The organism is Arsukibacterium sp. (assembly GCF_036735525.1).
GTDB lineage: Bacteria > Pseudomonadota > Gammaproteobacteria > Enterobacterales > Alteromonadaceae > Alishewanella.
The window spans coordinates 1-13,154 of sequence record NZ_DAINOE010000085.1; the positions used below are offsets into that span (position 1 = coordinate 1).

The following is a 13,154-nucleotide window of genomic DNA, read 5'->3' on the forward strand; positions in this document are numbered from 1 at the left end:
CTCCTGACCAAAGAGGGATACCTTGCGCCCGGCCACCGGCACCGGTTGTTTTTCCAGTAAGCGCAGTAATTGCTGGCGCTGCTCTTTTTCTTTGCCACCCAAGGCCAGGGCCTCAGAGGCCAGCGCCGGCAAGGGGCCTAAAAACAACACCGTCTGTGCCTCTACCCTGGCACTGTTCTGTTGGGCACTCACCTCAGCAGCTTTATCGCCCCTGTCATTGCCCGCTGTACTGTTCTCAAGGGCATGGCCACTGCTCACACTAAAGATTAAGCAAAGCGCCAGCGCCGTCAGCCAGCTATTTTTCAACCATTTCACCACAGCTATCATTGTCAGATACTCTTTTTAACGTTAAACATAGGGTATATATCACGCTACAGCAGCAATAACCCGCTGGCGCGCTGTACGCTTTGCCGGATACAACTGCTGAGCACCGCATCGTTATCATAAATCAGCGTAAAACGGCTTTTTGCCCGGGTAATACCAGTGTACAGCAGCTCCCGGGTTAACACCGGGCTGCTGCTGGGGGGCAGTAACAAGGCGGTATGCAAAAACTCCGAGCCCTGTGACTTATGTACTGTCATCGCAAATACCGTTTCTGCACCATGCAAGCGGCTGGGCAACACCCAACGAATACCGCCTTCACCATCAGCAAACGCCACCCTTAATATCACCTTAGCTTGTTGTTGCAACGCCAGGCACACGCCCATGTCGCCATTCATCAGCTTTAGATGGTAATCGTTGCGGGTCATCAGCACCGGCCGCCCGGCATACCACAGCTGGCCCTGGGGCTTCAGCAAGCCATGCCGGGTTAATAAACGCTCAATCCGCAGATTAAGCCCCTGCACGCCCCAATCGCCCTCTTTGATTGCCGCCAGTAACTGAAACTGCCGCTGCAAACTTAAAATGTGCGCGGCCGCCTGATTAAGCTCGCTGGCACTCAGTTGGCCGTTATTCACCGTAAAATCGGCCACTGCCGTTAAATACTGGCGATAGCCGTCAAGCAGCAGCGCAGTTAAGGGCTCATTAAACGCCGGCAGCTGGCCTGCCGCTGAAGGGGTGTGACTTTTTGCTGTAAGCATTGTCTGTTGCAACAGTTGCACCTGGCTATGATTGCCGCCAGTAACGTCGCCCTGAGCAATGGCGTTAATCTGGGCAATAAGGGCGCGGCCGCTCAGCTTATCGCCGCCACTGTTGACCAGGCTGGCCAGCTGATGAATAGCGCCGCCCGCTTTAAAACGGTAGCTGACCCTGAGCATAGCGGTAACCTGCGCTAAGTCTGCGGCCTGTGCTGAGGCGATATAGGGCTCGGGCACAGCGGCAGCACAGAGTTGCTGTAAATAGGCGGCTGTTGCTGGCCGATAGTGGCCGGCCTGGGCAAAGCGGCATAAGTCCCCCAGCACTGAGCCGGCTTCCACCGAGGCTAACTGATCTTTATCGCCCAGCAAATACAAGTGGCAATGGCTGGGCAAGGCATTAATTAACGCCGTCATCAGCTCCACATCCACCATAGAGGCTTCATCTATCACCACCACATCGGCCGTTAACGGCTGGTGTTGTTGATGTTTAAAATGCCGGCTGTTGGCCCGGGCCCCTAATAAACGATGTACCGTTTGCACCTGACTGGGCAGCAAGGCTTTTAACTGCTCTGGCTGCGCTAAGGGCAACTGGCTGACATCCAACTGCTGCAAGCTTTGGGCAATAGATTCATTAAGCCTGGCAGCGGCTTTACCGGTGGGCGCCGCCAATAATATATTCAGCGGCGCTTGGTCACTGGCCAGGCGTAAACCCTGTAATAAGGCTAACAGTTTGATTACTGTGGTGGTTTTGCCGGTACCCGGGCCACCGGTAATAATGGCAAAACGGCTTCTTAGCGCCAGCGCACAGGCGGCCATTTGCCAGTCAAAAGGCGTGGCACGCTGCGCCAGCGGAAATAACCCCTGTAAAAAAGCCGCTATGGTTGCTAACGGATAAAGCGTAAGCGGTGTTATGCGACTGGCGATGTCATTGGCAATGACTTGTTCATACTGCCAGTAGCGGCGCATATACAACAGTGGCTGCTGCAAAGTGCCCGCCAGTACAAAGGGCGCATTGCTGCTTGGCGCTTTAGCAGGCGCCGCCAACAGATCAGCGACCAGACGGCTGCCTTGTAAGGCCTGCAACCACTGGGGCAATGTATAAGCACTCAGATACTGCGCTAATTGCGCCAGCGCCTCACGCTGTGGTTCACTGCGCGCACCCGCTTGCAGCATGGCCGCGTGATCCTGCTGCAAACTGGCCAGATCCAGACAAACATGGCCGCGGCCATTGGCTTCACTGCACAGCATAATGGCCAATAACTCCAGCGGGCTTAACCCGGGCTGCTCTGTTAAAAAAAACTGCGCCAGCATCTTATCCAAAGGTCGCAGCACACCAGCATCACACCAGCTTTGCGCCTGCTTAAGTAGCTGTTGACTGAGCTGTTGTTGACTAGATAGCTGTTGATTAGCTTGCTGTGGTATTGACATCAGAGCGCTCCTGCCGTGATGGCCTGACCACTAAAAAGTGCATCCAGCTGTTCTATTAATGCCCGCTCTGGCCGGTATTGCCACAGCCCTTGCTGCTGCGGCTCGCGACAGCCGCGCACAAACCAATAGCAGGCGCCGCCCATATGCCTGTCATAATCGTAATCGGCAAGACGGCTTTTTAATAAACGGTGCAGCGCCAGCAGGTACAGCACAAACTGCATATCATAGCGATGACTCAGCATCGCCTGTTGCATCGCTGACTGGCTGTAGGCGGCATCGTCAGCGCCCAGGCTATTGGTTTTCCAATCCAGTACATAGTAACGGCCCTGATGTTCAAACACTAAATCAATAAAGCCCTTAAGCATACCGTGCAGCTGCTCTGGCTCTGCCGCCGGGCGCGGTTCACCGGGCAACACATATTGCTGGATCAGTGTATCCAGCGCCCTGGTACTCACCTGCTGGCTGTGCAGTAAAAACTCCATTTCTATTGCGATCTTTGCCGGGGTCAGTGCCGCAAGCTGCAAAGAAGTACTGCCAAGCGGTAAAGAAGCGCTGCCAAGCGGCAACTGCTGCATTAAAAAAGTCGACAGCCAGTCAGACAAGGCGGCGGCATGCTCGCTAAGTGCAAGCACCTGACAACGTGCTGCAATTAAGGCCGCGCGGCCTTGTGTATCATTAACGGCGGCAGCAAAACCTGACCAGTGCTGACCATGCTGATCCAGATAGCGATGGGCGCCGGCCCACTCTAACAGCAAATGAATAAAGGTACCGGTAGCAGCCCCTTTGGGCAGCTGGTGCATGACAAAATCACTGGCCGCGTCGATAGCCGGACTTTCAGGCTGGCCTTGCTCGGCATACAGCTCGGCTTGCAGTGCCGCCTTGGCATCTTCTGGCTCAACAGCTGATGCAGTTTCGCTCTCGTCAGACACAGGCACAGATCCAGGCACAGCAGCACTAAAACGAATGGCCGAGTAACTGGCAATCCACCAGCGCTGATATGGCGCCAGATCTGGCTTGGCGGCCGCATCCAGTTCCGGCAATGTTGCCGCTGCCTGGTACGGCTGAGCTTGCGCCGCCAGCTGCAGCGCCGGATCTGCGCAAAGGTTAAGGCTAAAAATGCTCGCTGGCTGAGATGTCGTTAACTGCACTAATTGTTGTTCCAGCTCATCCGGGCTGTTGTAAGGCGTATCACCATTTAGCAAATACCCAAAAGCGCCCTGATGATTTTGCACTTTTTTGCCTTGCACCGCCACGGCAGCGGTGCCCAGCCAGATACCATGGCGGGCACGGGTCAGTGCCACATATAACAGGCGCATATCTTCGCTTAACCGCTGATCATCGGCCTGCTGCCAGGCCGCTGCAAAGGTGTCTCTACCCGCAATTTCGGTGCCAGTGCTACTGTTGCCATTAGCCGCTATCCGATAAGGCACCTGTTTAATTCTGCCATCTACGCTTTTAAAACCCACCACAAAGGGTAAAAACACCAGCGGATATTCCAGGCCTTTGGATTTATGAATGGTGATGATTTTCACCAGCGCAGCGTCACTCTCCAGGCGGATAACCTGCTCTTCGCCAGGCTCGTCAATATGCTCGGCCAGTTGGCGAATGAGTGCCTGCTCTCCTTCGAGTTGCATCGCCTGCTGTTGCAGCCAGTCGGCCAGATGCAGCAGGTTGGTCAGCTGCCGCTCCCCTTGCGGCATTTGCAGTAAGCGCGCCGGTAATTGGTACTGATCCAGTAACTGACGCAGCATCGCCAACACGCCCTGCTTGCGCCAACATTGCTGCAAACCGATAAAACATTGCACCTGCGCATCCAGTGCCAGTTCATCCTGCTGCCACTGCATTAGTTGCTGCAAACTCAGCTGTAAACTGGGCGCTGCCAGCGCTGCTTTTACTAACCCCAGATCCATGGGGTTGGCACAGGCTTGCAGCCATAACAACACATCGGCCGCTTCGGTTGTCGCAAACACCGAGCCGCGATCCGATAAATACACCGCCGGCACGCTAAGCGCCGCCAGCTCGGTTTTTATTAATTGCGCTTCATGCTGACTGCGCACCAGCACGGCAATATCTTCAGCCACTAAGGGCCGGCTGCTGTCGCTGTGTTGCAATTGGCAACGCCCGGCAACAGCGGCATTCAGTAACAGAGCAATCCGCGCCGCGGCTAAGCGGGCACTGTGCTGGCGATAATCAGTGATACGCCAGCTGTCCTCGCCGCTTAAATGCTCTATATGCACGGCCGGCAGCGGCTTAGCGTCTAACAGCAGCTGTTCACTGCGGCCACTGGCGCTGACGGCCACAAAGGGCAGCGGGTTTTCAGTGCTTTGGGCTGATTTAAAGCGAAACGCCGCCCTTGGCTGTGCTTCAGCTAATTGAAACAAGCTATTACAAGCGCTGATCACCGCCTGGGTAGAGCGGAAATTGCGGCTTAAACTATAATGCCGCCCGGCGGTATGCTGGCGTGCCTGCAAATAGGTATAAATGTCAGCGCCACGAAAACTGTAAATGGCCTGCTTAGGATCGCCAATCAGTACCACGGCGCTTTGCGGATCATTGCTGGCTATCTGGTAAATACGATCAAAAATGCCGTATTGCACCGGATCGGTATCCTGAAACTCATCGATCAGTGCCACCGGGTAATCGCTACGGATGCTATTGGCCAGTTGCTGCGCATGCTCGCCCGACAGCGCCGGGTCCAGCGCCTGATACAGCTCAGTCAGTAAATCATTAAAGCCCAGTTGCGCCTGCTGATTTAACCGCTGTTGCAGCTCATGCCGGCACCAGTTAAGCGCATGGCTTAACAGTGCCGGTTTAACCCCCGCTTTGGCCTCAGCGTCATCGGCGGCCGGTGCTGGATGATCAAGCTCGGCATGTTGTAACAGTAATGCCGCCAGCTCAGCCATTGCCATAAAAGCCGGATGAGTCGGCTCGGGATCCGGCGCCTGGCCTTTTTTCCAGACAAAATGGCCGCTGGCAAAGTTCGCCATCTTTTTTTCAAAGGGCGCCTCTGCCCGGCTCCACTGCTGCAACTCGTGCAGCATTTTCTGAAACTTCTCATCGCTATTAGAAAAATGTTTTGTGGCATTAAAGCGCGGCTGTAACGCAATTAACTGCTGCTCAAGCGTTGGCCAGTGCGCGAGCCACAGTGCCTGTACCTTTTTCTCCAGTTGTGCAAATTCGGCTTGCTGCGCCTGGCGTTGCTGGTTTTCGGCAATGGCCTCGTCTATTAACGCCTGCAACTGACTAAAGGCCGTCACACTAAAAGGCTTACCGGCAAAGAGTAACTGCGGCTGCGCCTGAGTTAACAATGGCAGTAAGGCTTTGCGTAAGCGGTCGGGGTTTTGGTAACACTGCTGCACTACTTCCGCGGCTTGGGCAGATAAGGGGTAAAAGTGACGGCGCCAGTAATCTTTAACAATGCTATCGAGCAGTGCGGTTTGATCGGTAATCAGTTCGCGTTGAAACAAGCCTCTGCTGTCAAAGGCATGCTCTGACAGCATTTTATTACACCAGCCATGGATAGTGGCGATCATCGCCTCATCCATCGCTTCTGCCGCGCGCTTTAAGCGCAGGGCACAGCCCGGCCAGGCGCTGTCGGGGTAACTTATCACTAATTGCTGTAACGGATCCTGGCTTTGCTGTTGTTTAAGCAGCGCCGGGCTTTGCCGGAATAAGCGGGCGGCTTCCACCAGCCGCTGACGCACCCGGCTGCGCAGCTCTTCCGTGGCCGCCTCGGTAAACGTTAACACCAGGATATCGCGTGGGGTCAGTGGCCGCGAAAAGCGGCATTGCTCAGAGCCGTGCCCCAACACTAGGCGCACATACAACAAAGCCAGCGAAAAGGTTTTACCGGTACCGGCGCTGGCTTCAATTAACCGGCTGCCATAAAGCGGAAAGCTCAGTAAATCTAACTCTTTCATGCTTGCGCTCCTAAGCCCAGATGCTGCAGCATCGGCAAATACATTGCCTGACTTAAGACGCTAAAGTCGGGATCTGCGCTAAGGGCAGCATAATCGGGCCAGTAACGCTGTAATATGGGGTAATCTCTGACTTCCGCAGTAATGGCATAATCGCCCTGAAAATCACTGCCCTCATAACATTGGGCTGCGCCGTTCTCATCACCAACAACAAAAGCCAGTGCCGTTTTACAGGCCAGCGGTAATGGCCCCTGTAAGGCTTTTACGTAGCACTGCAACAAGGCGCTAAATTGAGCTGCTGCATCAGCTTTATGCAGCGGCGGTAAACTAAAAATGGCATCCGGGCCTATCAGTAAGCTGTGCACCGGTCCTGCTTGTTGCGCCATTAAATGCGCCGGCCAAAAGCGGCACAGATGGTAGCTTTTTAACTGTTTTTTGCTGTCAAACAAGCGGCTGGGCTGCACCAGAAGCCTTAGCAGGCGGCCATCCTGATGCTGCCGGATGTCACTGAGGCTATCTGCAAACACTACAGTAGCCGTATCATCCAATATCTGCTGCCAGTTGATGGTATGGTTAACTGTCGTTGAGGCCAGACGCAGCTGTTGCCACTCTTGTACTAAAGTCGCTAACTGCTGATTTTTTTGCTGCAACACTAAATGGCCAAAACCGCCCATCGGCAAGGCGCCGGCACGGGCTAGCCTTGAGGTTTCCTGTTGTAATAACTGCTCAGGGTCCAGGCTTGGTAAGGCGTCTGCTGACGATAGCGCAAGCCCCTGCTCCAGCCTGGCGATTAACGCCTGATCCAGCTGCCAGCCGTCAAGACCGGCAGAGGCAAAGAGTTCATCATCACGCTCGCTGCTCAGCTCCGTGGCCGGATATATCCCCAGGCGTTTTTGATAGAACAGTTTAGCCGGATGACGCATGAAACTGACCAGATCGCTAAGCCGGATATGGGTTGGCTCCAGGGTAAAGCGCGGCACCTGCTCAACTGTTGGCGCTATGGCAATGCTTTGTAGCGCCGCGCGCCAATCATCGGCAAAGCTGATTAACCTGGGATCACGACCGGGAGTAAAGTAGCGAATACTAAAGGGCTGTAACGGATGTGAAACGGTGAGTTTTTCCAGGATCTGTTGCTCAGGATAGGCCGCCTGCAGATAGTCTAGCAGCTGCCCCAGCAGCACTGAGGGTGGTTTTTCGCTGTTGTCGCGAATGCTAAAACCCACCCAGCTCAGCACCAGCTTGTCGCGCGCGGCCAGTAAGGCTTCTAAAAATAAATAATGATCACCACCCCGCCGCGATCTATCGCCCGGCCGGTATCCCGCCTGCATTAAATCAAAATCGTTGCGTTTCACCGGCCTTGGATAGTCACCATCGTTCATGCCCAATAGCCAGATCTGCGCAAAGGGTATAGCGCGCATTGGCATTAAAGTAGCAAAGTTTACCGCGCCGGCTAAAAAGCGCTGTTGTAAGCTGGGCTGATCCAACTCGTTTAACAAGGCATCGCGCACTATGGCTAAAGCCAGCGGCTGGCCGCTTAAATCATGGTCGCTCAGACTTTGCTGTAAATAACTCAGCTGCTCTTGAATGCGCGCCAGGGCCTGCTGATCTGCGACACTTTGTGCCAGAAAAAACTGGTTGAGCATCGCTTGCAGTAATTGCTGCCACTCATCAGCACTGTGCCTTTGTTGCAGCGCTTGCCAAAAAGCATCCAGCGCCGTTAACAGCTCAGCCAGCGGGCCAACTAAGGCCGCATCTAAACCGGCCACTTCATCATAGGGTTCAATCTGCTGCCAGGCCTCGCCATCACCCACCACATAGCCCAGCAACATGCGTTTTAAGCCAAACCACCAGCTGTTTTGCTCCAGCTCTGCCGCTAAACCAAAGCTGGCGCGCTGTTTGCCATGCAAACCCCAGCGGATATTGGCCCCTTCAATCCAGGGTTTTAAGCGGGCTATTGCCTCGTCATCCAGACCAAACCGCTGGCCAAGGGCGGGCGTGTCGAGTAAATCCAGCATGCTACTGACGGTAAAACGGTTATCCGGCAAATTCAGTAAAGACTCAAAGGCCACCAGTAAGCTATTGCGATGACGCAGCCCCTGATCGGCGATAAAAAATGGCAGATAGCGCGGATCCTCTGGCCGAAAGCGACCAAAGGTTGCTGCTATATAGGGCGCGTATTGGTTAATATCCGGCACCATCACTAAAATATCACGGGCCGATAATGCTGTGCCCTGCTGCCTTGCCTGGCTAAATTCCTGCAGCAGTTGATCATGCAACACTTCCAGTTCGCGAAGTGGGCTGTGACAGCGCAAAAATTGCAGGCTGTGATCTGCTGCTGCTATCTGGCTGCCAAGGGCTGCGCGTTCTTCCGCGGAGCGTAAATCCAGGATGTCTTGCTGTACTTGTTTTAGCAGGCTGGCGTCACCCGGCGCGGCAAATAAATCGATGCGCCCGGCAAAATACTGCTGATAGCTTCCGGTATCGTCCAGCTCATCTAACAGGTGCAAATAATCACGGCCCTGCTTACCCAGCGCCGCCAACAGCGGGTTACCGGCCAGATGGAGCTCATCTGCCGTTAATTGCGCCAGCGGGTGCGAGCCGTCTCTTCTGTTACGGCGGTATTCCTGACGCAGTAAATCCCGGCCATCAATCAAGTCGCCCCAATAATGCTGACAGGGATTACTGACAAATAGCAGTACCTGACAAAACGGCGAAATAGCATGCAGCGCATCCAGAGTTTGCCGTGGCAAGGACGAAATACCAAACACCACCACTCTTTTAGGTAAGGCCGCCGGGCGCGCGGTCAGTTGCTGACAGGCAGCGATAAACTGCTGGTGGATCTCAGCGCGACTTAATGCCCCCGGTTGTTGTGCGCTAATCTGCTGTTGCAGGGTTCGCCAAAGCCAGGGTTGCCATAATTGATGCTCGCCCAGCGCTTTACCATCTATGCTGTTATCGCCTTGCTGCCAGGCACTGAGCCAATCAGCGCGATACACCTGATATTGGTCAAATAAGTCGGCCAATTGCAAGGCCAGCTGATAACAGCGGCGAGGATCCTCAGGGTCTTTGGCTAAAAAGCCATGCAAGGGGCTCAGCTCGGGCAACGAAGGCAGTTGTTGTAGTAGTTTATACAAACGCCAGCCTAAGGCCGCCTTATTGTAAGGGGAATCTGCCGCTAAGTTTGGTAATACGGCCCGATAAGCCTGCCACAAAAAACGTCCGGGTAATTCTGTTTTTACGCCAGCGGCTATACCCAGGCCACCCTCACTGCTGGGTGCGGCTAAGGCTAGCTTTAACCACTGCGCAATACCATTACTTTGTACCAGAAAAGTCTCGGTTTCCAGTACCGCTAACGGATAACGTTGACACCAGCTGAGCATCAGATCGCGCAGGCTTTCGAGACGGTTACTCTGAATCACCATAAAACCGCTCGGCCAGGCCTGCTCTGTCATATTCTGTCCCTGTGCTGTGCCAATATCAATGCGAACACGAGTTCTAAGCTCTAGTAGCTGTTTATAAACCAGCTACTTACAGACTGCAATGCTTAATCGACCGGCTGACAGCTGTTTGCTGTTTTAATCGGCCAAATGGTATCGCGTTACCATTTTGGTTATGCGTTACCAGTATTATTGGCGGCAAAGCGGCTATAACACTGGTCAGCCACCGTGCTGACGTTTACACTGCTTAGCCTGTCAGTTTTACGGTGTTTGCCATGTCCGCTCCAGCTAACCCAGCATTTTTAGTTCAACACAGCTTCGCCAGTTTACCGGATTGTTGCTATGAATTTTGTCAACCTACGCCGGTATCGGCGCCGCAATGGCTGGCATTTAACCAGGACCTGGCCGAGCAATTGGGACTGCCGGCAGACTATCATGGCACTGAGCTGGGCTTGCAACTGTTTGCCGGCAATCAACTGCCGGATTGGACACAACCGCTGGCGCAAGCCTATGCCGGCCACCAGTTTGCTAACTTTGTACCACGTTTGGGCGATGGCCGAGCCATTTTGCTGGCTGAAGTACAGGATCAGCAACAGCAAGTACGAGATATACAGCTAAAAGGCAGTGGCCCAACGCCCTTTTCCCGCGGTGGTGATGGCCGTGCGGCCTTAGGCCCGGTGATGCGCGAATATTTACTGAGCGAAGCCATGCATGCGTTAGGCGTGCCCAGTACCCGCGCGCTGGCAGCAGTACTAACCGGCGACTGGGTATACCGCGATTCTGCTCAACCCGGCGCTATTTTAACCCGGGTGGGCAGCAGCCATCTGCGTATTGGCAGTTTTCAATACATAGCGTTGCAACAAGCCACCGATCCTAAGCAGGCAGGCATACTACAACGCTATGCCGATTATGCTATCAAGCGGCATTACCCGCATTGCCAGCAACAAGCCGCCCCTTATCTGGCGCTGCTAGCGGCGGTTATCGACAAACAAGCACAGTTGGTGGCGCACTGGATGAGTCTGGGGTTTATTCATGGTGTAATGAATACCGACAATTGCAGCATTAGCGGCGAAACCATAGATTACGGCCCCTGCGCCTTTATGGAGGCCTATGATCCCAACACCGTATTCAGCGCTATCGATCGGCGCGGCCGCTATGCCTATGGCAATCAACCGGCCATGGCACTGTGGAACCTGACGCGTTTGGCCGAAGCATTGTTGCCGCTGATAGATGATGAACAAAGCCGGGCGATAGCGCTGGCCAGTGAAGCCCTGCAGCAGTTTCAGAGTGCTTATGAGCGACAATGGTTAAACCGGATGGCCGCTAAATTGGGCATAACGCAAGCCAATGCTGAAGATAAGCCTTTAATTGACGGCTGGCTGGCTTTGCTGCAACAGCATCAGGCCGATTTTACCCGCAGTTTTTACCTGTTAAGCCAGCCAGATACCGATGCACTGGCTGAGTCATTTCAGCACAGCAGCGCCTGGCAGAGCTGGTTGTTGCTATGGCAGCAACGCCTGGCACAGCAAGGCTTGGGGCAGGCGCAGCTGATAACGCAGATACACTCGGTTAATCCTTGTGTCATTCCGCGCAATCATTTGGTGCAACAGGCTATTGATATGGCAATGGAACATGGTGATTTAAGCTTATTTCAGCAGTTACACCGGGTATGGCAACAGCCTTTTGTAGATACCGGGGAGAATCGGGCCTTTCAACAACCCGCCACAGCAGCGCAAGCGGTAACACGGACTTTTTGTGGCACCTAAGGCCTTTACCCTATAATTGATCTATTAACTGCTATAACCCTTTAACAGCAAACGGTAGCCGCTTTATGACAGACTCTGCAAGCTTATATTTTTATGACTTTGAAACCTGGGGCGCCGATCCCAAGCGCGACCGCCCGGCGCAGTTTGCTGGTATTCGTACCGATCTCGACTTAAACATTATTAGCAAGCCAGATGTCTGGTATTGCCAGCTGGCCAATGATTATTTGCCACATCCGCAAGCGGCCTTGATTACCGGCTTAACGCCGCAGCTGTGCAACAAAAAAGGCCTCCCCGAAACCGAGTTTATGCAGCGCATCCTTGAGCGGTTTTCACAGCCGCATAGCTGTGTGCTGGGCTATAACAGTTTACGCTTTGATGATGAGGTAACGCGTTACAGTTTATACCGTAATTTTTACGAGCCTTATGGCCGGGAATGGCAGCAAGGCAATAGCCGTTGGGACTTAATAGATGTGGTACGCGCCTGCTATGCACTGCGCCCGCAAGGCATTAACTGGCCTCTGCGCGAAGATGGCAGCCCCAGTTTTAAATTAGAACTGCTGACCAAGGCAAACGATTTAGCGCATGAACAGGCGCATGATGCCTTGTCTGATGTCTATGCCACTATCGCCATCGCAAAGTTAATTAAAGAAAAGCAGCCTAAACTGTTCAGTTATTTATTTGAATTGCGTAAAAAAGCCAACGTCAGTGAGCTTATCGACGTGGCTGGCTTAACGCCACTGGTGCATGTATCGTCAAAATTTCCGGCAAGCGCTGGCTGTGTCAGCTGGATAGTGCCACTGGCCTTTCACCCCACCAATAAAAATGCGGTGATTTGTTATAACCTGCAGGCTGATCCGACGCCCTTACTGAACGATGATATCCAGACCCTGAGCAGCAAACTCTATACCCGCAGCAGTGATTTAGCCGAAGGTGAAGAACGGCTTGGCCTGAAACTGATCCATCTGAATAAATGTCCGGTGCTGGCCAACGCGAAAACCTTAACGGTAGAACGTGCCACTGAGCTGGGCATCGACCGCTCCCGCTGCCTGGCGCATCTGGAGTGGTTTAAACAACATCGCTCAGTGCAGCAAAAAGTGATTGAGCTATACCAGCTACCCGCTGAGTATGGCGCTGAAACCAACCCGGATTATCAGTTATACAGTGGCTTTATCAGTGATGCTGACAAACATAAAATGCAGCAATTACATCAGTTAAGCGCTGAGCAGTTGGCAGTCAATGCGCCGGTATTTTCTGAAGAGCGGCTTAATAACCTGTTATTTTTATATCGCGCCCGTCACTACCCGCACAGCCTGAATGACAGCGAGTTGCAAAAATGGCAACGCTATCGTACCGATAAACTGATGCATGGCCTGGATAACCCTAATTTAACCATGGAAGAGTTCAGCCTGGCACTGGAGAATCTGGCTCATGAACATGCCAGTGATGAGCAAAAGATGAAGATTTTAAAGGCGTTGTATTTGTATGTGCAGAGTTTATAACCCTACTGTCTTGCTCAAGATTTATTGATTG

6 protein-coding genes are annotated in these 13,154 nt (G+C 53.4%); 2 read left to right on the top strand and 4 right to left on the bottom strand.

The genetic code is table 11. The features are described from left to right. The 4 genes from V7D78_RS13965 to recC all read right to left on the bottom strand — a co-directional run. Positions 1-306, bottom strand: a 306-nt coding sequence (locus V7D78_RS13965; RefSeq protein ID WP_333609069.1) for a hypothetical protein, incomplete at its 3' end; no start/stop codon positions are given. A 65-nt stretch (positions 307-371) separates the two neighbouring features. Next, on the bottom strand, positions 372-2,504 hold the full coding sequence (recD, locus tag V7D78_RS13970; RefSeq protein WP_333609070.1) for an exodeoxyribonuclease V subunit alpha: 2,133 nt from the start codon (positions 2,502-2,504) through the stop codon (positions 372-374). Then, positions 2,504-6,424: an exodeoxyribonuclease V subunit beta gene (gene recB / locus V7D78_RS13975; protein WP_333609071.1), complete on the bottom strand. Its 3,921-nt coding sequence runs from the start codon at positions 6,422-6,424 to the stop codon at positions 2,504-2,506. The genes recD and recB overlap by 1 nt, the downstream gene beginning before the upstream one ends. Continuing rightward, positions 6,421-9,873 carry an exodeoxyribonuclease V subunit gamma gene (gene recC / locus V7D78_RS13980; RefSeq protein ID WP_333609072.1) on the bottom strand — a complete coding sequence of 1,151 codons (3,453 nt, stop codon included), beginning with the start codon at positions 9,871-9,873 and terminating at the stop codon, positions 6,421-6,423. Before recC ends, recB begins: the two co-directional genes overlap by 4 nt. Positions 9,874-10,133: 260 nt before the next feature. On the opposite strand from recC, the gene V7D78_RS13985 reads away from it, so the two are divergent. Both V7D78_RS13985 and sbcB read left to right on the top strand, forming a co-directional pair. After that, complete coding sequence (locus V7D78_RS13985; protein ID WP_333609073.1) at positions 10,134-11,624, top strand: protein adenylyltransferase SelO; 1,491 nt, start codon at positions 10,134-10,136, stop codon at positions 11,622-11,624. A 65-nt stretch (positions 11,625-11,689) separates the two neighbouring features. Next, positions 11,690-13,123: an exodeoxyribonuclease I gene (sbcB, locus tag V7D78_RS13990; protein ID WP_333609074.1), complete on the top strand. Its 1,434-nt coding sequence runs from the start codon at positions 11,690-11,692 to the stop codon at positions 13,121-13,123. Positions 13,124-13,154 lie beyond the last annotated feature (31 nt).

What these genes read in the sequence shown, in the direction of transcription:
- recD (WP_333609070.1), bottom strand. Translation starts at nt 2,504, where the DNA reads ATGTCAATACCACAGCAAGCTAATCAACAGCTATCTAGTCAACAACAG.
- recB (WP_333609071.1), bottom strand. Translation starts at nt 6,424, where the DNA reads ATGAAAGAGTTAGATTTACTGAGCTTTCCGCTTTATGGCAGCCGGTTA.
- recC (WP_333609072.1), bottom strand. Translation starts at nt 9,873, where the DNA reads ATGACAGAGCAGGCCTGGCCGAGCGGTTTTATGGTGATTCAGAGTAAC.
- V7D78_RS13985 (WP_333609073.1), top strand. Translation starts at nt 10,134, where the DNA reads ATGTCCGCTCCAGCTAACCCAGCATTTTTAGTTCAACACAGCTTCGCC.
- sbcB (WP_333609074.1), top strand. Translation starts at nt 11,690, where the DNA reads ATGACAGACTCTGCAAGCTTATATTTTTATGACTTTGAAACCTGGGGC.